This is a genomic window from Alphaproteobacteria bacterium, from assembly GCA_030739735.1.
Lineage (GTDB): Bacteria > Pseudomonadota > Alphaproteobacteria > UBA7887 > UBA7887 > UBA7887.
On the sequence record JASLYQ010000006.1, the window covers coordinates 69,484 to 92,364 of the forward strand.

General features: G+C 61.7%; 18 protein-coding genes. 10 read left to right on the forward strand and 8 right to left on the reverse strand.

The window, feature by feature from the left end:
- Positions 1 to 129 precede the first annotated feature (129 nt).
- Together QF629_04940 and QF629_04945 are read right to left on the reverse strand one after the other, a co-directional pair.
- Positions 130 to 1,512: an ATP-binding protein gene (locus QF629_04940; GenBank protein MDP6012879.1), complete on the reverse strand. Its 1,383-nt coding sequence runs from the start codon at positions 1,510 to 1,512 to the stop codon at positions 130 to 132.
- 27 nt (positions 1,513 to 1,539) lie between these two features.
- Positions 1,540 to 3,831, reverse strand: a complete 2,292-nt coding sequence (locus QF629_04945) for an NADP-dependent malic enzyme (GenBank protein ID MDP6012880.1) — start codon at positions 3,829 to 3,831, stop codon at positions 1,540 to 1,542.
- A 141-nt stretch (positions 3,832 to 3,972) separates the two neighbouring features.
- Between QF629_04945 and mutS the strand changes: the two genes are divergently transcribed.
- Genes mutS through murJ form a run of 3 tightly spaced genes read left to right on the forward strand, consistent with a single transcriptional unit; the run spans position 3,973 to position 10,960 of the window.
- Positions 3,973 to 6,627 (forward strand): DNA mismatch repair protein MutS, encoded by a 2,655-nt coding sequence (gene mutS, locus QF629_04950; GenBank protein MDP6012881.1) that lies wholly within the window; start codon positions 3,973 to 3,975, stop codon positions 6,625 to 6,627.
- Positions 6,628 to 6,650: 23 nt separating this feature from the next.
- A complete protein-coding gene (locus tag QF629_04955) occupies positions 6,651 to 9,407 on the forward strand; it encodes a [protein-PII] uridylyltransferase (GenBank protein MDP6012882.1) in 2,757 nt (918 codons plus the stop codon).
- A gap of 11 nt (positions 9,408 to 9,418) precedes the next feature.
- Positions 9,419 to 10,960 (forward strand): murein biosynthesis integral membrane protein MurJ, encoded by a 1,542-nt coding sequence (murJ, locus tag QF629_04960; protein ID MDP6012883.1) that lies wholly within the window; start codon positions 9,419 to 9,421, stop codon positions 10,958 to 10,960.
- On the opposite strand, the gene QF629_04965 is transcribed toward murJ, so the two are convergent.
- Both QF629_04965 and QF629_04970 read right to left on the reverse strand, forming a co-directional pair.
- Positions 10,950 to 11,912, reverse strand: coding sequence for a GYF domain-containing protein (locus tag QF629_04965; GenBank protein MDP6012884.1), 963 nt, complete (start codon positions 11,910 to 11,912; stop codon positions 10,950 to 10,952). The two genes, murJ and QF629_04965, sit on opposite strands and share 11 nt — an antisense overlap.
- Before the next feature lies 1 nt (position 11,913).
- Complete coding sequence (locus QF629_04970) at positions 11,914 to 12,966, reverse strand: DUF4339 domain-containing protein (GenBank protein ID MDP6012885.1); 1,053 nt, start codon at positions 12,964 to 12,966, stop codon at positions 11,914 to 11,916.
- A gap of 120 nt (positions 12,967 to 13,086) precedes the next feature.
- On the opposite strand from QF629_04970, the gene QF629_04975 reads away from it, so the two are divergent.
- Complete coding sequence (locus QF629_04975) at positions 13,087 to 14,016, forward strand: glyoxylate/hydroxypyruvate reductase A (GenBank protein ID MDP6012886.1); 930 nt, start codon at positions 13,087 to 13,089, stop codon at positions 14,014 to 14,016.
- On the opposite strand, the gene rmuC is transcribed toward QF629_04975, so the two are convergent.
- Both rmuC and QF629_04985 read right to left on the reverse strand, forming a co-directional pair.
- Entirely contained in the window at positions 14,010 to 14,423 is a 414-nt protein-coding gene (rmuC, locus tag QF629_04980) for a DNA recombination protein RmuC (GenBank protein ID MDP6012887.1), read from the reverse strand. The two genes, QF629_04975 and rmuC, sit on opposite strands and share 7 nt — an antisense overlap.
- Positions 14,365 to 14,508 carry a hypothetical protein gene (locus tag QF629_04985; GenBank protein MDP6012888.1) on the reverse strand — a complete coding sequence of 48 codons (144 nt, stop codon included), beginning with the start codon at positions 14,506 to 14,508 and terminating at the stop codon, positions 14,365 to 14,367. Before QF629_04985 ends, rmuC begins: the two co-directional genes overlap by 59 nt.
- Positions 14,509 to 14,546: 38 nt before the next feature.
- On the opposite strand from QF629_04985, the gene def reads away from it, so the two are divergent.
- Genes def through truA form a run of 3 tightly spaced genes read left to right on the forward strand, consistent with a single transcriptional unit; the run spans position 14,547 to position 16,753 of the window.
- Positions 14,547 to 15,077 (forward strand): peptide deformylase, encoded by a 531-nt coding sequence (gene def / locus QF629_04990; protein ID MDP6012889.1) that lies wholly within the window; start codon positions 14,547 to 14,549, stop codon positions 15,075 to 15,077.
- A gap of 6 nt (positions 15,078 to 15,083) precedes the next feature.
- The gene (fmt, locus tag QF629_04995; GenBank protein ID MDP6012890.1) at positions 15,084 to 15,995 is read left to right on the forward strand and encodes a methionyl-tRNA formyltransferase; all 912 of its coding nucleotides are present in this window, start codon (positions 15,084 to 15,086) and stop codon (positions 15,993 to 15,995) included.
- Positions 15,995 to 16,753, forward strand: coding sequence for a tRNA pseudouridine(38-40) synthase TruA (gene truA, locus QF629_05000; GenBank protein ID MDP6012891.1), 759 nt, complete (start codon positions 15,995 to 15,997; stop codon positions 16,751 to 16,753). The genes fmt and truA overlap by 1 nt, the downstream gene beginning before the upstream one ends.
- 159 nt (positions 16,754 to 16,912) lie before the next feature.
- On the opposite strand, the gene QF629_05005 is transcribed toward truA, so the two are convergent.
- Together QF629_05005 and dapE are read right to left on the reverse strand one after the other, a co-directional pair.
- Positions 16,913 to 17,467: a hypothetical protein gene (locus tag QF629_05005; protein MDP6012892.1), complete on the reverse strand. Its 555-nt coding sequence runs from the start codon at positions 17,465 to 17,467 to the stop codon at positions 16,913 to 16,915.
- On the reverse strand, positions 17,464 to 18,624 hold the full coding sequence (dapE, locus tag QF629_05010; GenBank protein ID MDP6012893.1) for a succinyl-diaminopimelate desuccinylase: 1,161 nt from the start codon (positions 18,622 to 18,624) through the stop codon (positions 17,464 to 17,466). The genes QF629_05005 and dapE overlap by 4 nt, the downstream gene beginning before the upstream one ends.
- A gap of 101 nt (positions 18,625 to 18,725) precedes the next feature.
- Here dapE and QF629_05015 point away from each other — a divergent pair, with 101 nt between their 5' ends.
- The 3 genes from QF629_05015 (at position 18,726) to QF629_05025 (ending at position 22,865) form a co-directional block, all read left to right on the forward strand.
- Entirely contained in the window at positions 18,726 to 19,139 is a 414-nt protein-coding gene (locus QF629_05015) for an EVE domain-containing protein (protein ID MDP6012894.1), read from the forward strand.
- 454 nt (positions 19,140 to 19,593) lie between these two features.
- A complete protein-coding gene (gene acs / locus QF629_05020; GenBank protein ID MDP6012895.1) occupies positions 19,594 to 21,537 on the forward strand; it encodes an acetate--CoA ligase in 1,944 nt (647 codons plus the stop codon).
- 50 nt (positions 21,538 to 21,587) lie between these two features.
- Positions 21,588 to 22,865: a transcription antitermination factor NusB gene (locus QF629_05025; GenBank protein ID MDP6012896.1), complete on the forward strand. Its 1,278-nt coding sequence runs from the start codon at positions 21,588 to 21,590 to the stop codon at positions 22,863 to 22,865.
- Positions 22,866 to 22,881: the final 16 nt, after the last annotated feature.

A 22,881-nucleotide genomic window follows, 5' to 3' on the forward strand; every position in this document is an offset into this window, starting at 1 on the left:
GAGGGACACCGTCCAATCTCCTTTAGGTGGTACGCCCGTTTTCGGAGTCTGCGAATTCGGGACGAAGCGCGCACCTCACCTTATGGATGCCAAGCACCAGACGTATGACAGAAAGATGATAGTTTTATTTCAGTCGCCGGGAGAATCGTCGCTACTGCAATCGAGGCAGACTGAGAAGCGACTGCCGACTCCTGGCGTGCTCTCGATTCGCAAGGCGCCGCGGTGGCGGGCGACGATATGTTTGACAATCGCGAGACCCAGGCCTGTGCCGCCCAACTGGCGCGAGCGCGCCTTGTCAACACGGTAGAATCGTTCGGTCAGGCGCGAAATATGTTCCGCGGGAATTCCCTGGCCACTGTCACTCACGCTGATCACCACTGCGCTGTCGCGTGGGCGCCAATCCTCCCCGGCATCGGTGGCCTTGGCGTGCCTTGCTTCGATGCACACCGTAGTATTTTCGCTGCCGTATTTGATCGCGTTGTCGATAAGGTTCTCGAAGACCTGCTGCAATTCTTCCTCGTCGGCGGCAACTTGCACCAACCCGTCGGCGATCCGCAGATCGAGTGTTACGCCTCTGCTATGCGCCTTCAGGGTCAGCGCCGATGACGCTAGTTTGAGTATCTCGCCGACGTCTGTCCGGTCCTGCGGCAGGCGATGCTCGGCCATCTCGATTCGTGACAGGCCCAGGAGATCGTCGACCAGACCGCGGATACGATCAGAGTGCTCGCGGATCATGACTAGAAACTGATGGCGGTCGCCCTCGGGAATCGGCTCAAACAGGGTATTAACGGAACCGATGATGGTGGTGAGCGGTGTGCGGATCTCGTGGCTGGCATTGGCCACAAAATCCGCGCGTAGGCGATGCACGCGCTCAAGCTCGCTGACGTCGTGCAGGGCGAGCGCCACGGCACTGCCGCGAGGTACCGCCCTTTCCATGATTTGCAGGTGGCCGAGGAAGTGGCGCGGCGGATCATTCCCGAACTCAAACGAGAATTCCGCCACCGGCTCGCCGGCGAAGACGCGGTCGGCAGCAGCCATCACTGCCGGCACGCGCAGGATCGCGGCAAGGCTGCGTCCGTTTAGGTCTTCGCCCAATAGGGCCTCCGCCGCGGCATTGGCGTGGACCACGGTGCGACCGGCATCGAGCAGCACGAGCGGGTCCGCGACCGCATCGAGCATACCGATCGCGCCGCGTTCCGACTCGGCTGTGCGTGCGTCCAGCGCCTCCCAGGTGCGTGCTAGCTGCGCAAGTGCCGTAGACAGACGGTCCCCCGCTCCGGTCCACCAGAGCTGTGGTGGCTTCCCTACCTCGCCGCGCACAAGTCGCTCCAGATGTTTCGCGAGGGCGTTAGTGCCGCGTAGCGCCGGCATGGCCACCAGACCAAGGCCTATAGTGCTGGCCGCGAACATGATAAAAGCCTGGTGCATCACCAAGGCGCCGGCGGCGGTAGCCAGCATTAGAACCAGCGCGGTCGGGAAAGCGAGTACGGCAAGCAGCGTTAGGGTGCGCACCGAAATTCCTTTCCTTGTTGACCCCTCTTACGGTGCCGAGCGGGCCTGTTCGCGGACGGAGTCATGAGCGGCGAACTTCGTCATGTTGACTATATCGGCGACCGTGGCCCCGATTTGTACGATTTGCGCCGGCTTTTCCAAGCCCATCAACAGTGGGCCGACCAGCGTCGCTCCGCCCAGTTCCTGGAGCAGTTTCGATGCAATATTGGCGCTGTGCAAGTCAGGCATTACCAACACGTTTGCCGGCTCGGATAGGCGGCAGAACGGATAAAGTGCGCGCAGGTTCTCGTTTAGGGCAACATCCGCGGAGACCTCGCCTTCGTACTCAAAATCGACGTTGCGCGAATTGAGAATCTCGATGGCTTCGCGCACACGTACCGCCGCATCGAGTGGGGGATTACCGAAATTGGAGCATGACAGCAACGCAACTCGAGGCTCGTGGCCCATGGCGCGAGCCTCTACTGCACCTTGGCAGGCGATGTTGGCAAGCATCTCGGAGCTTGGTAGCTCATGTACTGTCGAATCGGCGATGAAGACCGTGCGCTTCGGCGCGACCACGATGGACAGTCCAAACAGCACCTGTCCGGGTCGGGGATCAAGCACGCGGCGAATGTCCGCATAGGCGACGTGGTAGTTGCGCGTGACACCGGTGATCATGGCGTCGCTATGGCCATGGGCGATCATGCATGCAGCGAAGACGTTGCGGTCCTGGTTGACCATGCGCTGGCAATCGCGAAACAGAAAGCCCTGCCGCTGCAGCCGCTTGTACAGGGATTCGGCGTAGAGTTTGTTGTGCTGGCTGAAACGTGCGTTGTGGATCTCCATCTCTTTCGGCTGGCTCAGCCCGATACGCGCCATGGTCTCGTTGACCTGGTCCTCGTGACCGATCAGCACCGGTGTGCCGAAACCGCTCGCATGCCATTGTAGGGCGGCGCGGATCACCTGCTCCTCCTCACCCTCGGCGAAGACCACGCGCTGCGGTGAGGCCTTTACCCGCTCCTGGACCATGTGAATGTGCGTCGCCGTGGGGTCGAGCCGCGCCTCGAGGGCGCGAGCGTAGCCGTCGAAATCGGTAATCGGTCGGTTGGCCACGCCGCTTTCCACCGCAGCCTTCGCCACGGCCAGGGGCACCGCCACGATGAGACGCGGGTCGAAAGGCTTCGGTATGACATATTCGGGCCCGTAGCGTAGGCCCTCGGCGGCATATGCAGCCGCCACTTCGTCAGGGACGTCTTCGCGGGCAAGTTCCGCCAGTGCCTGGGCTGCGGCGCTCTTCATCGCTTCGTTGATGGTGGTTGCGCGGACATCGAGTGCGCCGCGGAAGAGATAGGGAAAGCCAAGCACGTTGTTGATCTGGTTCGGGTAGTCCGAGCGGCCCGTGGCCATGATCGCATCGTTGCGAATCTCGGCCACTTCCTCAGGCGTGATCTCGGGATCCGGGTTGGCCATGGCGAAGATGATGGGCTTGTCCGCCATCGAGCGTACCATGTCGGCCGTCATCGCCCCCTTAGCCGACAGGCCAAAGAAAGCGTCGGCTCCTTCCAGGGTTTCGGCCAGCGTGCGCATCGGCGTATCGATCGCGTGCGCTGATTTCCACTGGTTCATGCCCGTCTCGCGTCCCTTGTAGATCACGCCACGAGTGTCGCAGATAAAGGCGTTCTCGTGGGGCAGGCCCATAGCCTTGAGAAGTTCGACGCAGGCAATTCCAGCGGCGCCGGCTCCATTGATCACGAGGCGGGTATTCTTCATGTCGCGCCCGGTCAGGTGCAAGGCGTTGATCAGACCAGCGGCGGCGATGATCGCCGTGCCGTGCTGGTCGTCATGGAAGACCGGAATGTCCATGCATTCGCGTAGGCGCTGCTCGATGATGAAACATTCTGGCGCCTTGATGTCCTCGAGGTTTATGCCACCCCACGACTTACCGAGGAAACGCACGCAGTTGACGAATTCGTCGACGTCCTCGGTATCCACCTCCACGTCGACACCGTCGATGTCAGCAAAGCGCTTGAACAGAACGGCCTTGCCTTCCATCACCGGCTTCGATGCCAGGGCGCCAATATTGCCCAACCCCAGGACCGCGGTGCCGTTGGAGATCACCGCGACCATGTTGCCGCGTGCCGTGTAGTCATAGGAGACTGCGGGATCCTTTTCTATTTCCAGACAAGGCACCGCCACGCCCGGCGAATAGGCCAGAGATAGTTCGCGCGCCGTAGTCAGCGGCTTGGTCGCCGTGATCTCCAGTTTTCCCGGTTTGCCTTTAGCGTGAAAAGCCAGCGCCTCGGCATCGCTGGCGTGGAAAGGTGAGGTGGGTTCCGGCATGAGAGGCTTAGTCCCTGACTGGACAGTGAGAATATCTGCGCGCTCAATTTAGAGCCCTTTCCCGGCTATTGGAACCGGTTCCTTATGCGCGAAAGGCGCTCTAGAGTGCACCCCGGGCGACAACGGTACGGGCGATATCTCATGGCGGCGAAAACGGAGACGAGCGGCAAGGTTGCCAAGCCGACGCCGATGATGGCGCAGTATTTGGAGATCAAGCGCCAGCACCCTGGCGCCTTGCTGTTCTACCGCATGGGCGACTTCTACGAGATGTTCTTCGACGACGCGGTGGCAGCCGCCACGGCGCTCGACATCACACTGACGCGGCGCGGTAAGCACGATGGCGCCGATATCCCCATGTGCGGCGTTCCAGTGCATAGCCACGAGGGCTATCTCGAACGGCTCATCCGGGCCGGCTTCAAGGTCGCCATCTGCGAGCAGACCGAAGACCCGGCTGTTGCGCGCAAGCGCGGCGGCAAGGCTCTGGTGGCTCGCGACGTGGTGCGTCTGGTGACGCCGGGCACGCTGACCGAGGACAGCTTGCTCAAAGCCCGGGCCCACAACCATCTAGCTGCGGTGGCGCGGGCCGGCGGCAATCTCGGCTTGGCTTGGCTCGACATGTCGACTGGCGATTTCACCGTAGCGCAACCTGGCTTGGGTGAGTTGCCGGCGTTGCTTGTGCAAGTGGACCCGGGCGAACTATTGGTTCCTGAGCCGCTCGTGGAGGAGCCGTATCTCGCCGAGTATGGATCGCTGCTCACGCCACTCGTCGCCTCGAGCTTCGCGTCGACTGCCGGCGAACGTCGGCTGTGCGAGACCTATGGCGTGGCATCGCTGGAAGCGTTCGGCAGCTTCAGCCGTGCCGAGATCGGTGCTGCCGGCGCTGTCATCGACTATGTGCTGTTGACCCAGAAGGGACGCTTGCCAAGGCTGGCCCGGCCAAAGTGCCAGGAGGCCCAGGCCGTGATGGCGATTGATGGTGCCACGCGGCGGAATCTCGAAGTGCTGGAAGCGAGTGGTGGCGGTCGGCGCGGCTCGCTGCTCGGCGTGGTCGACCGCACTGCCACAGGCGCCGGCGGCCGCTTGCTGGCAGCACGGTTGGCGGCACCGCTCACCGACATTGCCGGGATCGGCCGCCGGCTCGACATGGTGCAGGCCTTGGTCGAGGCTTCGGGATTGCGCGGTAAGTTGGGTGGGGCACTGGCCAGCTGCCCGGATATTGAGCGTCCGCTCGGCCGTCTCTCCCTTGAGCGCGGCGGGCCACGCGATCTCGCCGCCATACGCGATGGCTTGGAATGCGCCATCGCCTTGCGCCACTTGCTTCATGAGGACGTGGGCGACCTTACTCCGCTACCGGAGGACCTAGTGGCGGCTGCAACGGCACTTGGCGAGCATAATTTGCTGATCGGTCGCCTGGGCCAGGCCCTTGCCGCGGACCTGCCACTGCTAACACGAGACGGCAACTTTATTGCCGCAGGCTATACCGCTGTTCTCGATGAGCAGCGCACTCTGCGAGATGAAAGCCGGCGCCTGATCACGGCCCTACAGGCGCGCTATCGCGACGAGACAGGTATTGGCACACTCAAGATACGTCACAATAATGTGCTCGGCTATTTTATCGAGGTGGGGACCAATCACAGAGAGCCCTTGCTCGGCGATGAGCGTTTTGTGCATCGCCAGAGCATGGCGAGCGCCGTGCGCTTCACCTCCGGAGAGCTTGCCGATCTCGATGACAAAATCGCCCGCGCCGGCGAACGCGCGCTGGCCCTTGAGCTGGAGTTATTCGAGGACTTGCGCCATGAAGTGAGCTCGCAGGCGAACCAGATTGCTGCTGCGGCACGCGCTATCGCCGAAATCGATGTTGCAACCGCGTTGGCGGAGGTGGCCGTGGCACGAGACTACTGCCGGCCCCACGTCGATGACAGCCTTGCCTTCCATATCGACAACGGTCGCCACTCGGTGGTGGAGGCGATCTTGGGCGAGGGAGATACGGCAACTTTTATCGCGAACGATTGTGATCTAGGGGAAGATGGTCGACTGTGGCTTTTGAGCGGACCAAACATGGCCGGAAAGAGCACGTTTCTGCGTCAAAATGCGCTTATCGCTCTTCTTGCTCAGGCTGGCTCGTTCGTTCCGGCTTCCGCGGCGCATATCGGTGTCGTCGATCGGCTCTTCAGCCGGGTCGGTGCATCGGACGACCTGGCGCGCGGCCGCTCTACCTTCATGGTCGAGATGATAGAGACCGCAGCCATCCTCAACCAGGCGGGCGAGCGAGCGTTGGTCATCCTCGATGAGATTGGCCGCGGCACCGCGACCTATGATGGCTTGTCTATCGCCTGGGCCACCATCGAGCATCTGCATGATAACAATGCCTGCCGCGGCCTCTTCGCGACCCATTACCACGAGCTGACTAATCTTTCGGTTCGTCTTGACTGGCTTTCCTGCCACACCATGCGGGCGCGCGAATGGGAAGGCGAGGTTGTCTTCCTCTACGAAGTCGGTCCAGGTGCGGCCGATCGCTCCTACGGCATTCACGTTGCTCGCTTGGCCGGGCTGCCCGAGCCTGTGGTGGCACGGGCGCGCGACGTGCTGGCGCTTCTGGAAAGCGATGAAACCCGAAGCGCCGCGGCTAGGCTGGCGGATGAGCTCCCACTATTTGCTGCGAACCGGCCGCCCACGACAGCGCCACGATCGCCAGTGATGGAGGCGCTTGCCGGGCTCGAACTCGATGATCTCAGCCCGCGCCAGGCGTTGGAACTGCTCTACCACCTCAAGTCCCTGGTGGATGGCGAGGATTAGTCTCGACTGGTATAAGGGGGCAGATGCCGAGGCTTCGAAACAAGCGCGAAATTATCGATCATCAGGCCCTGGGCGCTGCGCTCAAGGCTGCGGCCGAGCGCGCCGATGTGCTAGCGCTGCTCAAACAGGCGCTGGAAGCGGGCCGCGCGGAGATCCGGCGCCGCTTCGAGGCGAGAGCCGACGGGCCGCTGGCCGCGACAGCCACGGCCTTTCTGGTCGACCAACTCATCGCCGACATTCACACCCATGTCGCCGATATTGTCTACCCGGAGCCCAACCCGACGGCAGCGGACCGCTTGGCGCTGGTCGCCGTGGGCGGTTACGGCCGCGGCGAGATGGCGCCCTATTCCGATATCGATCTGCTTTTTCTGCTGCCCTACAAGCAGACTCCGCGCGGGGAGCAGGTCGTAGAATACATGCTCTATCTGCTCTGGGACCTCGGGCTCAAGGTGGGTCAAGCCACCCGCTCGATCGACGAGTGCATCGCGCGCGCTAATACTGATCTCACCATTCGGACAGCGATGCTCGAATCCCACTTCATCCACGGCGACCAACCGCTTTATCTTGAGCTACGTAAGCGCTTTGCCGAAGATGTCGTAAAAGGTTCCGGCCCCGCTTTCGTTGCTGCCAAGCTTGCGGAGCGCGACGAGCGCCATCAGCGCATGGGTGATTCCCGCTACGTAGTCGAGCCCAATATCAAGGAGGGCAAGGGGGGGCTGCGCGATCTGCACACGCTTTTCTGGATTGCCAAATATCTCTATGGCGTCGCCGATGTTGACGAGCTTGTGACGCGCGGCGTCCTCACCGCGGCCGAGCTACGCATGTTCCAGCGGGCGCACCGCTTTCTCTGGACCGTGCGCTGCTACATGCACTACCTAATGAAACGGCCTGAGGAGCGCCTTACCTTTGACCTGCAGCCGGAACTGGCGGCGGTTATGCGCTACAGTCGTCGCGAAGGCAGCGAGACGGTCGAGCGCTTCATGAAGCACTACTATCTGCTCGCCAAGACCGTCGGCGACCTCACACGGATATTCTGCGCCGCCTTCGAAGCGGAGAATGCGCCGAAGCCACGGCAATGGTTGTCGCACTTCGCGAGTCGCGCGCGCGATCTCGAAGGTTTTAGACTTGAGAATGGGCGTCTGTCGGTGCTCTCGAATGATGTTTTCGAGGTCGAGCCAGCGCGCATGATACGCCTCTTTCATCTCGCGCAGGCCCGCGATTTGGACATCCACCCACACGCCTTGATGCTGATCACCCGTAGCCTCTCGCGCATCGATGCGAAGCTTCGTGCGAACAAAGAGACGAACCGGCTTTTTGTCGAGATTCTAACCTCCGAAAAGGATCCAGAGATCACGCTGAGGCGCATGAACGAGGCAGGCGTGCTGGGCCGTTTCATTCCTGCCTTCCGCCGCGTCGTGGCGCAAACACAGCATGACATGTACCATGTCTATACGGTCGACGAGCACACTATTTTTGCCATTGGCATTCTCTCTCGTATAGAGCTCGGAGAGCTTGGTGATGAGCTGCCGCTTGCCACCGAGATCGTGCATAAGGTGCTATCTCGCAAGGTTCTATATCTTGCTATCTTCCTGCACGATATTGGTAAGGGACGCGGCGGGAATCATTCTGAGATCGGTGCGCGGGTCGCACGAAAACTAGCACCGCGCCTTGGATATACGGCAGAAGAGACGGAATCTGTAGCGTGGTTAGTTGAACATCATCTACTCTGCTCTATATCTGCATTCAACCGTGACATTTCAGATCCGAAGACGGTGGCTGACTTCATTGAGATCGTGCGCTCACCGGAACGATTGCGTATGCTTTTGGTGTTGACCGTGGCAGATATCCGTGCTGTCGGACCCAATGTCTGGAACGGCTGGAAGGGCCAATTGTTGCGTGGGCTCTACTACCGAGCCGAAGCTGCGATGACCGGCGGCGACTCTTTGGCCGACCAGGCTGATCGCCTGTCTATGGCACAAGATGCTTTCCGAGATGCGGTCTCCGATTGGGCGCAAGAGGACGTACAGTCCTTCGTAGATCGCGCCTACCCCTCCTATTGGCTCAACTTCAATACCGAGGTGCACAAGCGCCACGCGGAGATGATTCGTGATGCCGATCGGGATGGTCAAACATTGGCGGTGAATACCCGGGTCGACAAGTTCCGCTCGGTCACTGAGGTCACGATATACGCGCCGGACCATCCTGGGCTGTTCGCGGGTGTAGCCGGTGCCATGACCGTTACCGGAGCATCGATCGTCGATGCGCGTATTTTCACCACCACCGACGGCATGGTGCTCGACACGCTGTGGGTGCAAAGCGAGGCGGGCAAGGCCGTCGACCAGCCGGAACGGCTGTTGAAACTGGCGGGAACGGTCGAGATGACCTTGGCGGCCGACTTCAAGCCAGCCATCCGCCTCGAAGAGCGCGAGCGCAGTGATCGCGCTCATCGCACCGCCATCTTCAAGGTCCAACCTCGTGTTTTGGTCGACAACTCGGCCTCCGTGACGCACACCTTGCTGGAGGTCAATGCTCGCGATCGGGTTGGCCTGCTCTACGACATCAGCCGAGCCCTGACTGAACTGCGCCTCTCGATCGGCAGTGCGCGCATCAACACCTATGGCGAGGTCGCGGTCGACGTTTTCTACGTCAAGGACGTCTTCGGCATGAAGATCCACGACGAAGCGCGTATCGAGGCAATCCGGACTGGCCTGATCGAGGCCATCGACAGTGGCGAAGCGGTGGCGTGCGACGGCGGTTCCGCGGGCGTGGCCGCGGAATAGCCCGATAGATCATGGCGCTGCTTCGTTTTGCTGCGACGGTCGGCGGGTACACCTTGATTTCGCGCGTCCTAGGATTTCTGCGCGATATTCTAATCGCCCGGTACATTGGCGTCGGCCTTGTCGCGGACGCATTTTTTGTCGCCTTCAAACTGCCCAACCTGTTTCGCCGACTGTTCGCCGAGGGAGCCTTCAATCTCGCCTTCGTGCCTTTGTTCGCAGGCCGCATGGAAGCAGACGGCAAGCGGGCGGCACTCCGTTTCGCCGAGCAAGCTTTGGCAGTACTGTTTTGGGTCTTGGTGCTGTTTACGGTTGCGGCCGAGATCGCCATGCCATGGTTGTTACAGCTTTTTGCGCCCGGCTTTGTTGATGAGCCGGATAAGTATGCGCTAACCGTTCAGCTGGCGCGTCTGACCTTCCCCTATCTGTTGCTTATCTCTCTGGTTTCGCTACTCGGCGCTATGCTCAACAGCGTCGAGCGGTTCGCCGCCGCCGCGGCGGCGCCGATTCTACTAAATTTGTGTCTAATCGCCAGCTTGCTGTTTTTTGCCGAGCGCCTTGAGACGCCCGGGCACGCGTTGGCCTGGGCGGTCTCGGTCGCGGGCATGGCGCAGCTTTTATGGATGGCCTGGAACTGCCAGCGCGCCGGTCTCTTGCCAGCGCTGCGTATGCCGCGCCTCAGTCCAGATGTGCGGCGACTGCTGGTGTTGATCGCGCCGGCGGCGCTTGGCGCCGGCGTGCAGCAGCTTAATCTGATTGTCGACATCATCATCGCCTCTCTTTTGCCGACAGGCTCGGTCTCCTACCTCTATTACGCCGACCGCATCGTGCAGCTACCGCTCGGGGTCGTCGGCGTGGCGATGGGAACTGTGCTGCTGCCGACCTTAAGTAGAGCTGTCGGCGCGGGCGATGAGGGTGTCGCCCACGAGCGCCAGAACCGGGCGCTGGAGTTTGCCCTGCTGCTGACCTTGCCGGCTGCCGCGGCGCTCGCGGTGATTGCGATGCCGGTGATCAGCGTCTTGTTCGAGCGCGGCGCCTTCACGGTGGCGGCAACCTCGGCGACGGCTGGAGCGCTTGCGGCCTACGCCTTGGGGCTACCTGCCTTCGTGCTGGTGAAGGTGCTAGTGCCCGGCTACTTCGCCCGCCAGGACACGCGCACGCCGCTTGCCGTTGCCGCTGTTTGCCTGGTGGTGAATGTGGTGCTCAATCTGTTGCTCATGGGCCCGTTTGCCCATGTCGGCATCGCGCTCGCCAGCTCGCTCTCCTCCTGGCTCAACGCCGGGCTGCTTGCGGTCGGATTATTTTTGCGCGGCCATTTGCGCTTTGATGCCCGCCTGCGTGCTCGCCTGCCCCGCATGTTGCTTGCAGCGGTGGCGATGGCGGCCCTGCTCTGGGTGGCCGCGACGGTACTGACACCCTGGTTGCAGATGGGGCTGGCCGTGGAGGTTGCGGTACTTGCCGCTCTGGTGGCGCTGGGGTTGGCTTGTTTCGGTCTTCTCGCGCATCTGCTCGGTGCCGCTCGCGCTGGCGAGCTGCGCGCTGCACTCAAGCGCTGATGCGGTTGCGCCTGGCCTGCTCGTAGACCGCAGCGAAAGTCGCTCCGGCGACGATGATGACGACGATATTCACAGCCAGGTTCAGGGCTAGAATCAAAACCATCATGGGCGCCGCACTGGCGATGCCGGCCAGGATCGTCTGGATCATTTCCATGATAAATACTAGCGCCATGAAAGCCATAAACAGGGCGATAAACACGGCGAAGACTCGCCACCAGTCGAGTTGCAGCACGGCCCGCCAGCTCGCCGCCATCGCCGAGAGCGCACCAAGGCCGCTTTCCATAATGATGAACGGGGTCAGGCAAAAGCCGACCGCAATGACGATGCCCGGTACTACCAGCATCATCAGGCCCGCGACGACGCTGATGAGGTAAAGCACGGCAAAGCCCGCCAAGGCGCCGGCGCGCCGAAACCCGAGATACAGCATTCCCGTATGCACAGGCTGGCCGCGGATCAGCGCCAGCATGAAGGCGCATAATCCGCCATAGAAGATCGCCATGGTTATGCCTAAGGTCAGCCCAAGTGACATCATGGCGATTTGACCTTCGCCAGACTGTAGGTACCTCAGCAGGTCGTCGGTTTCACGGCCGATGCTGAGGAGCAGAAAGAGCGGCATGAACACTAGCACTGGCAAGACATTGTAAAGTATCGAGACAACAATTGTTGGCTGTGGCGCCTTACGATAAGCAGTAAAGCCAATTGTCAACGCTGCGGTGATATCGAGCGCGATCGTCGCGCGCGGCGACACTGGGACAGGCGCAACAGATATATCGTCAAAGAGATGCGCCAGCGCCGGCACACTGGCGGCCGGCACCCAGTCATTCATACCTGCCTGCCAGACCAGCGTCCTGCCGTCGATCTCACCGCGCGCCGCCATCTCCGCAAGGGCCTCGGTGCTGTGCGGCCCCCGGGGCTCGTCGTCGAGAAGAACGTGGTAGGGCATCGCAGGCATGCTATTCCTCGCCAGCTTTTGTTTGCGCGTAGATCGAGGCCATGATCAGGCCGAAGCCAAGGTTCATCAGCAGTATCGTCAGAATCGTGAGTGTAAGCATTGGTGTCATGGCGATAAGAATTTTCATCATGTCGGCCGGCTTTTCGTTGCCTCCAATAAGCTCCGCCATGATTGCCGCCATGCCTGCGCCGCCGATTAGCGACACGATGGATATGAGAACGAACATGGTGCCGATGGTGACCAGAAAGGCGAAGAACACGCGCCACCAACCGAGCTGCAACACGCCGCGGTAGCTGGCCCCGAGCGATGTCGCAGGCCCGAGACGTGAATCGACTACGAAGAAGGGCCACAGCATCATCGCGAACAGCAGAAAGATTCCGGGCAGGATCAGCAGCACGAAGCCGGCGCTGACCATCACCGCGAAGAAGATAATGCCGAAAAAGAGCGGCAAGATTCGGGGAAAGCCCGCAAACAGGTGTTTTATGCGGGCTGGGCGCTGGTAGATCATCTCCGTGAGCACCCCCACCAAGCCGCCGGAGAATGCAATCGTGGCGATCATGATCACTCCGAAGATGATGAGAAACTGGTCGAGTGGCAGCTCCACCAAACCGGCGCCTAGATTGGCGCCGGCCTTTAGAATTTCTGATCCGGCGAAACTGAACATGGCGCCGACGCTAATCGCGACTAGGATGACGATGTAGAAAAACATCAAGATCAGCGCCCTGAACGGCTGATGGGTGAAGGCGGCGAAGGCTTGGCCGAAGGTGGCGCCGATGGCGAGGCGTCCCCCGCTTGCTGGCAGTGGCTCCATTGCCAGCGGCGTCTCGGTTGTCGGTTCGGGTGGTGGTCCTGCGGTAAGCGGCGGCGGTGGCACAGTGGGGCCGGCAATGGGTGCGGCAAGCTCGGGCACGGATTCCGCCGGCTGCCAATCGGCCATGCCGACCGTCCAGACCAGAGTCGCCTGGTCAATCTCGCCATGCTCGATCATTCTGGCGACGCTGGATGCCTCGTATGGCCCCTTTTGCTCGCCCTCGATCAGAACGTGATAGGTCATATCCGTTCCCCGTTTGTCCGCGTCACCCGGCTCATCAACCTAGAGCAGGTGCGCCGCAAAGAAAATCCTCTGCCCGGCAAGTGTTGCGTGAGCGTTGCGCATTGGCCATAACCGGTGGTTATGGCTTTGTTGTTCCTAAGCGATTTCGACAACCCCGTAGCCTGGCGCCAAGCGCTGGCCAGCGTGTCGCCGGAGCTTGAGTTTCGTATCTGGCCTGAGGTTGGCAATGTGAGCGAGATTGAGATAGCGCTAGTCTGGCAGCCGCCGGCGGGTCTCTTGGCAAGCCTGCCCCGCCTGCGGCTGATCCAGTCGCTCGGCGCTGGTATCGATCATCTGCTCGCCGATCCCGAGCTGCCACGCGAAGTGCCGATCGCGCGCCTCGTGGACCCGTCGCTGTCGCGCCAGATGGTGGTCTACGTGCTACTCGCGGCGCTCGACCATCATCGTGATATGGGGGCCTATCGCGCTGCGCAGGCACGGAGCGAATGGCAGCCCGTACTGCCCCAGGATCCCACCGCCTGCCGGGTGGGCGTGATGGGCCAAGGTGCGATCGGCGGTGCTGCCGCACAAGCCTTCGCGGCGCTCGGGTTCGACGTGGCGGGGTGGTCACGCTCGGCCAAGACGATTCTCGGCGTTGCCGGCTTTCATGGCGCGGACGGGTTGGGAATCTTTTTGGCGCGCAGTGACATTCTCATTTGTCTGCTGCCGCTGACGGACGATACCGCCGGCATCCTCGATGCCCGGCTGTTCGCGCAGCTGCCGCAAGGCGCCTATGTGGTCAATGTCGCGCGTGGTGCCCATCTGGTTGAGGCGGACCTGCTAGCGGCGATCGACAGCGGCCATCTGTCGGGCGCCTGGCTCGACGTATTCCGCATCGAGCCCCTGCCAGGTGACAGTCCTTTGTGGGGGCACCCGGCGATCACGCTCACACCTCATATCGGTGGTTGGGTGCTGCCTGCCTCGGCGGTGGTGACCGTTGTCGAGAACTTGCGCCGCGTCCGCGCAGGGGAGCCAATCGAGAACGCTTTGGGTCTCAACCGCGGTTACTGATCCGTTTCCACCGGCGGAGCTTGGGCCTCGGTCACCTCATCCTCTTCGTCGCCTATCACGATGGTGATAATACGCCCGCCGCGGCTGGGGATTTTGTTGCTGGAGATGCGGATGCCGCGCACGTCTCGCACCGTGTGGTCGAAGTGCTTCTCCAGGTTCTCGATACGCTTGTGGAGGCGGCCTAGATCGTCCACCAGCTTCAGAACCTCTTCCTGGATCACACCGGTCTGCCTGCGCGTATGCGCGTCCTTGCGCACCGTACGCACCATGTTGAACGTTACCATCAGGATCGTCGGCGAAACAATCCAGACGCGCCGGCGGTAGAAGCGCTCGACGATATCGGGGGAATTAGCGTAGAGCTTTAGCGTAGACTGTTTCGACAGGCAGGAACATGGGCGCCGATTCAGCGGTCTCGCCGGGCACAATGTAACGCTCGGCGATATCGATGATGTGCTTGCCGACGGCGTCGCGAAAGGCACGCGGTCCGGCCATGCCCTTGACGCCTGCCAGGCACAGTAATAGGTGAGGGGATGGTCAAATTGGAGATCATCGTTGCGCCCGATCCGCGCCTCAAGGCCGCGTGCGAGCCCGTTACCGTGGTGGATGACGAGGTGCGCCGGCTCATGGATGACATGCTGGAGGCCATGTACGAGGCGCCTGGCATTGGGCTTGCTGCGCCCCAGGTAGGTGTGACCAGGCGTGTCATCGTGGTTGATGTCTCGGGCGAGGACGACGGGCGGCAACCGCTGCGGATGGCCAATCCGCGACTGCTCGCCGCCTCGGAGAAGACTGCGGTCTATGAGGAAGGTTGCCTGTCGTTTCCGGAGCAGTTCGCCGACGTGCGCCGGCCCGAGCACGCCACAGTCGCCTATCTCGATGAGACCGGCACCGAGCGGCAGCTCGAGATGGAGGGCATTCTGGCAACCTGCGTGCAGCATGAGATTGACCATCTCGATGGCATTCTCTTCGTTGACCACCTGACCAGCCTTAAACGCGGCATGATCGTGCGCCGCTTGGCCAAGGCGAAGTGCGTCAAGCCCGCCGGCCGCGTCCGGGCCTGAACCCTCATGCGTCTGATCTTCATGGGCACGCCGGCCTTCGCGGTGCCGGCGCTCGCGGCGCTGATTGCGGCCGGCCATGAAATTGCCGCGGTCTATACCCAGCCGCCGCGCGCCGCCGGCCGTGGCAAGACGCCACGAGCTGGCGCGGTACAGACGCACGCGGAGGCCGCCGGCATCTCCGTGCGTTATCCGGCCACGCTTAAGGATGGCGAAGCGCAAGCGGCCTTTGCCGCACTCGCAGCGGACGCGGCCGTGGTGGTGGCCTATGGGCTGATCCTGCCACAACCGGTTCTGGAGGCGCCTTGGCATGGCTGCCTAAACGTGCACGCCTCCTTACTGCCGCGCTGGCGCGGGGCGGCGCCAATCCAGCGCGCCATCCTCGCCGGGGATGCCGAGACGGGCATCACCATCATGCGCCTCGACGAAGGGCTCGATACGGGGCCGATGCTGCTCAGCCGTCGCCTTGCCATCGGCTACCACGATGCGGGCGCCTTGCACGATCGCCTTGCTGTGCTCGGCGGTGAGGCGATCGTGACGGCTTTGGGGGCACTTGCCGACGGCAGCGCGGTCGAGACCAGGCAGTCTGAAGCGGGCGTGACCTATGCTGCCAAGCTGACACCGGAGGATGAGCCGCTCGATTGGTGCAAGCCAACTGCTGCAGTGATGCGGCAGATCTGTGCGCTGGCGCCGCGTCCCGGGGCGCATTTCCTGCTTGACGGCGAGCGCTGGAAGGCTCTCTCGGCTGAGGTTGCTAAAGGTTCGGGTGCGCCGGGCAAGGTGCTTGATGATTGCCTGACCGTCGGCTGTGGCGAAGGGGCGCTTCGTTTGTTGCGTGTGCAGCGACCGGGCCGTAAGGCGATGCCGGTCGCTGATGCGCTCAGGGGGCGTGCTATCCCCGCCGGGACCCAGCTAGGCTGATGCCTCGCTTCCGCATGCTGTTGGAATATGACGGTGAGCCTTTTGTCGGCTGGCAGCGCCAGGACAACGGGCCTTCTGTGCAGGCGGCCCTGGAAGATGCCATAGATGGCTTTTGCGGCGAGAGTGTCGCGGTGACCGCCGCCGGGCGGACCGATGCAGGCGTACACGCGCTCGGCCAGGTATGCCACTTCGATCTTGTGCGCGACGCAACGCCGAATACGGTGCGCGATGCAGTCAATGCGCATCTTCGTCCGGCGCCGATTGCCGTAGTTGAGGCCGTCGTTGCCGATCCGGACTTTCATGCCCGTTTTGATGCCATTCGGCGGCGCTATATCTACCGCATCGTCAACCGCCGTGCGCCGCTCGCGCTGGATTGCGGGCATGCATGGCGCGTGCCACAGCCGCTTGATGCCGAGGCTATGGCCGAGGGGGCAAAAGCGTTGCTTGGCTATCATGATTTCAGCAGCTTCCGAACTCGCCAATGTCAGGCCAAGTCGCCGGAGAAGACGCTCGACCGGCTCGACGTCCAGCGTCTAGGGGAGAGTGTCGAGGTGCGAGCCGAGGCGCGTTCGTTCCTGCACCACCAGGTGCGTATTATGGTTGGCACCCTGGCGCAGGTGGGTCTCGGCAAGTGGCGGCGGCGGGACGTGGCGTGCGCTCTCGCGGCGAAAGATCGCGCTGCCGCCGGTCCCACTGCGCCGCCCGAGGGGCTGTGCCTGATGGGCGTCGACTACCCGCCGAGAAAGGCCGCCCGATGATGGACCACGCTGGTGTTGATCATGTGTCAGATGCGGCGCGTATTGGTGTTGTCGGCGAGCGGGTACGTACCGAGTGGTACCATGTTGGCTAAATTGCCCGACGCCAGCACACCAATGTTGTCGTGGGGCAGATGCGGCGTACGCTACGGTTAGCAGAGATCAGGCGTCGCCGCCGAAGACCGCCAACTCCAACATTAGGCTCGCTAGCAGCATGACGATGACCACAGCGGTGGCAGCCCCGCCCGGCACGTCGAGGGCAGTGCGGGCGACGAAATAGTCGATCAACAGCATCACCGCGAGCACCACCAGGAACAGCAGGCCAGAAATGCCGGGAATAACCGCGATGAGCATGGCGGCGATGGTGAATATCACTGTCTGCATAACCGAGACCCAGTTCCAGGCGATCATCAGCGCTACGAAGCGCTGAGTGCGGTTCAGCAGATAGCATAAGCCGAGTAGAATAAACGGCCGTATCGTCCAAGCGACCACGGTCTCAAAGGCGAGCATCCCATAAGAAATCTCAAGGACTTCCTTGCCGGCTCCCGGCAGCGTTGCCACCACCAGCACGATCGGCAGTACCAGCACGATGCCGAAGAACGAGTTCCAGAACCCGGGTACCGTGAGCGTTAGCCAGCGCATGCCTTCGGCATCTCTCAGGACCAGGCGCCAAGCGCCGTAGAGCGACGACAGGATCTCCTGCACGCTCGGGATCATTGGGCGAAGACGCGCTCGAGCACAGCCTCGTAGATGGCGCCGAGCGCTTCCAGTTCGGCTACGGCGACACATTCGTCGATTTTGTGCATGGTGCTCCCGACTAGGCCAAACTCGGCTACGGGGCAGTGCCCCTTGATGAAGCGCGCATCCGAGGTGCCGCCGGTGGTGCCGAGCTCGGGCCGAGTGCCCGTCACGGCCTCCACCGCATCCGCAAGGCTTTTGCTAAAAGCACCCGGCGGGGTGAGGAAGGCGCCGCCCGACTGGTGGTGGTTGAGGCGATAGCTGAGGCCATCGCCGCCCGCTCTCTCGATGATTGCGCGTAGGCGGTCCAGTAGCCCCTTGGTCGTCTGCTCGGTATTGAAGCGGATATTGAAATGCGCGCTGGCTTGCGCCGGAATTACGTTGGCTGCGGGATTGCCAATAACGATATCGGTGATCTCCAGGTTCGATGGCTGAAAATGGGTGTTACCCTCATCCAGCACCTCGGTATCGAGCGCCACCAGCACGGCCACAAGCCGGCTTGCTGGATTGTCAGCAAGGTGCGGATAGGCAACATGGCCCTGCACGCCGTCCACCGTTAGAGTGCAGGACAAGCTGCCACGGCGCCCAATCTTGATCATGTCGCCGAGCACGGCCCGATTGGTAGGTTCGCCGACCAGGCACATATCAAGCTGCTCACCAGACTCCGCCATCCAGTCGAGTATTCTGATTGTGCCGTTGACAGCCGGGCCCTCCTCGTCGCCGGTGATCAGCAGGCTGATGCTGCCGTCAAAGGCTTTGTGCGCCGCCAGATAGCGGGAGACAGCCGCGACAAAGGCGGCGATAGCACCTTTCATGTCGTTGGCACCGCGCCCGTAAATGATGTTGTCGGCAAGCTCGCCCGCGAAGGGATCGCACGTCCAGGCTTCTGCATCACCGACCGGCACCACGTCCGTATGCCCGGCAAACCCGAAATTGGGTCGCCCCTCGCCGAGGCGCGCGAAGAGGTTGTCGATTGGCGCTTCGCCCTCGGCCTCGAAACGCAAGGGCATGCAGCGGAACCCAAGGCTTTCCAGCGCCTCCGCTAGCACCGCTTGTGCGCCCGCATCGGCCGGCGTCACGCTGGGGCAACGGATCAGCGCCTGGGTTAGCACCACGGGGTCCACGATTTTGGGCATCTCGCTCTCCTAGGTTTCCGCCTTCATAGGGGTGGCGAAGTCATCTTTGCAAGCGGCGGACGGTGGATTATGGTCGGAGTCAAAGCAGGGGGAAGAAACGAGTGGGCTATTGGCTGATGAAATCGGAGCCGGGAGCCTATTCCTGGGACGACTTGGTGCGTGACAAGCGCACCCACTGGGACGGCGTGCGCAACCACCAGGCGGCCAACAACATGAAGGCTATGCGCAACGGCGACCGCGCCTTCTTTTATCATTCCGTCAGCGAAAAGACTGTCGTCGGCGTGATGGAGACGGTCAAGGAGTATTATCCCGACCACACTGATGCCTCGGGCCGTTTCGGCATGGTCGACGTGAAGGCTCTGAAGTCGGTCAAGCATGCGGTGACCTTGGCGGAGATTAAAGCCGAGCCGCGTCTTGCCGATCTCGCGCTGGTGCGTCAGTCGCGGCTTTCCGTGGTACCCGTCAGCGATGCACATTGGGTACTGCTTTGTGAGATGGCTGGGATTAAGGCCTAATACCCCAGGACTAGCGTCGGCGGGGTCTGCTTGAGCAGATGGTCGACGGTGGCGCGCGGGTCTTTAGATACCCAGGGTGACGATCCGGACGTTTCGTGATCCGCAAGGGTGATAAGGTCTTCGCCTATCTCAACGTTGTCCTCATTGGAATACAGCGTTAAACATCGTCTCCAATCGCCAGACCGGCGATATCAGATGTCCCAATCACGGCGCGCGTTTTGCTGTTGGGTCTAGAAAGTGTCTTTTCGGCCCCTGCATCGGCGAATTCCTGATATTGGCACCGGTAGAACTGCGCGTGGGTAAAATTTGATTGTCCGTGACGATGCCGAAGCGCCATCTTGGCCGCTGGTGGCTGGAGCATTCTGTCTGACGGCCATTCGGCGATAGACGTGACCGTGCTTTGGCGGAATAATCCCAGTTCGCCCAGCCAACGAGGACGAGAAGGAAGCGCGGCATGTTCGAAGCCCATAATTACCCTGTGCCGGACGATATCGCCAAGGTTGCCTGGATCGATCAAGCCGGCTACCGGCAGCTCTACGAGCGCTCGATCTCTGACCCCGACGGCTTCTGGCGCGACCAAGCGATGCGCATCGACTGGATTACGCCGTTTAGCACGGTCAAGAACACATCCTATACGCGCGGTAACATCTCCATCAAATGGTTCGAGGACGGTGCCCTCAACGTGTCAACCAATTGTGTCGATCGCCATGCGGAGAAGACTCCCGACCGGATTGCTATTCTCTGGGAGGGTGACGAGCCGGCGGACTCGAAGGCGATCACCTATGCCGAGCTAAAGACCGAAGTCTGCCGCATGGCCAATGTCATGCTGGCGAACGGGGTGAGCAAGGGCGACCGGGTCACCATATACATGCCGATGATCCCGGAAGCCGCAGTGGCCATGCTCGCCTGTACACGCATCGGTGCCATACATTCCGTCGTCTTTGGCGGGTTCTCTCCGGATTCGCTTGCTGACCGCATTCACGACTGCGATTCGAACTTTGTAATCACCGCTGATGAGGGCCTGCGTGGCGGTCGCACGGTGCCGCTAAAGGCCAATACAGACAAAGCGCTGGAGCGCTGTCCGAGCGTAGATCATGTGCTGGTGATAAGGCGCACCGGCGGCGACATCGGCTGGACTGAAGGCCGTGATATCTGGTGGCATGAAGCGGTGGCAGGCGTCTCTGACGATTGTGAGGCGCCGGCCATGAACGCCGAGGATCCATTGTTCATCCTCTACACCTCGGGCTCGACCGGCAAACCCAAGGGTGTGCTCCACACCACGGGTGGCTATCTACTTTATGCCTCGCTGACCCACCATTACGTTTTCGATTACCACCCAGACGACATCTACTGGTGCACGGCGGATGTCGGCTGGGTCACGGGCCACAGCTACATCGTCTACGGTCCACTCGCCAACGGTGCGACGACGCTGATGTTCGAGGGCGTGCCCAACTATCCCGACGCATCGCGCTTCTGGCAGGTCTGCGACAAGCACAAGGTGACTATTTTTTATACGGCCCCCACCGCTCTGAGAGCGTTGATGCGAGAAGGCGACGGGCCGGTTGCGGCCACCAGTCGCACTTCGTTGCGTCTTTTAGGCACGGTCGGCGAGCCGATCAATCCGGAGGCCTGGATGTGGTACCATGAAGTGGTTGGCGACAGCCGTTGCCCGATCGTCGATACCTGGTGGCAGACTGAGACCGGCGGCATTCTCATTACTCCGTTGCCGGGGGCGACGAAGCTCAAGCCCGGCTCGGCAACGCTGCCGTTCTTCGGCGTCAGGCCAGAGATCGTCGATGCTGACGGTAAGCCACTGGACGGCGCCACGGAAGGAAATCTCTGCATCGCCGATTCGTGGCCGGGGCAGATGCGCACGCTTTATGGCGACCATGAACGCTTCGAGCAAACCTATTTTACCACCTACGAGGGCAAATATTTTACTGGCGATGGCTGCCGTCGCGACGAGGATGGCTATTACTGGATTACCGGCCGTGTGGACGACGTAATCAATGTTTCCGGCCACCGCATGGGCACGGCCGAGGTGGAGAGTGCGCTGGTCGCCCATGACGATGTTGCGGAGGCTGCCGTGGTCGGCTATCCCCACGACATCAAGGGTCAGGGTATCTATGCCTATGTTACACTAAAAGTTGCCTCTGAGCCGACTGAGAAATTACGCAAGACTTTGGTCTCTTGGGTGCGTAAGGAGATCGGGCCGATCGCTAGTCCTGACCTCATACAATGGGCGCCGGGCCTGCCGAAAACGCGCTCAGGTAAGATTATGCGGCGCATACTACGCAAGATTGCGGCCAACGAATATCAGTCACTCGGCGACACCTCGACCCTCGCGGACCCGGCCGTGGTCGACGACCTAGTCGAGAACCGCATGAACCGCAGGTAGTGTGCTACGAGCCGGCTGGTGGCACAGAGACCTGGGTCTAGCCACGGCTTATGTCTAAGGACGATCTAGCGGCGCGTGCGCTGGCACTAGACTGGCTGGCCGCCGTGCTGCACCAGGCCCGCCCGCTCGACGAGGCGATGGCGACAGTGCCCGGCGACATGACAGTGCGGGATCGCGCTTTTGCCCAGCTACTCACACGAACGGTACTGCGACGCCTCGGGCAGATTGACGATCTGCTGGGTCGGTGCATTGAGCGACCGCTGCCAAAAGGTGCCTGGCTGTCCCAGTTAATCCTGCGGCTCGGCGCCGCACAGCTTCTTTTTCTCGACACGCCACCTCACGCCGCTGTTGACACCGCTGTGCGCCTTGCCAAGCAGCGTTCCGGTCGTTACCAAAAAGTAATTAACGCAGTTTTGCGCAGACTTGGGCGCGAAGGCAAGGCCTGGAGAGAGGCCCAGGATGCGGCGCGGTTGAACACGCCGGACTGGCTTTGGCAGTCCTGGTCCACGGCCTATGGTGAGGATATCGCCCGGGCCATCGCGGCCAGCCATCTGACGGAGCCCCCGCTCGATATCAGTGCCACGGTTGACTGTGCCGAAGCGCTTGCCGCGACTGTACTTCCGACCGGTACCTTTCGTCGCATAGGTGGCGGCCGTATCGTCGATCTGCCGGGCTTTGCGGCAGGCGAGTGGTGGGTGCAGGATGCAGCCGCAGCCCTGCCCGCGCGCTTGCTCGGATCTGTGTCGGGCCGCCATGTCATCGACCTCTGTGCCGCGCCCGGCGGCAAGACCGCTCAGCTCGCCGCCGCTGGTGCCACGGTCAGCGCTGTCGATCACGCCCCGACCCGTCTCGCACGCCTGACTCAGAATCTGGACCGCCTGGGCCTCTCGGCGGCGGTGATAGAGGCAGATGCGGCGACGTGGCAGCCAGAAAAAACCGCAAAATTTGTGTTGCTCGATGCCCCTTGTTCCGCAACCGGAACAATCCGACGGCACCCTGATATTTCCCACCTCAAACGGCCTACCGATGTGCCTGTCGCCGCAGGGGTGCAGGCTCGCCTGCTGGCCAATGCGGTCGGCATGCTCGCGCCCGGCGGAACTCTGATCTATGCGGTCTGCTCGCTGCAATCCGAGGAAGGTCCGGCCCAAATCGAGCCGCTGCTGGCGAAGGACACAGCGCTTGAAAGGGTGCCAATCGCGGCAACCGAGATTGGCGGCCTTGGAGAGCTGATCGACCCTAACGGTGACCTACGCAGTTTGCCCTGTCACCTTGCCGATCTGGGTGGCCTCGATGGCTTTTACGCCGCACGCTTGCGGCGGAAAACTTAACCTGTTACTTCAACTG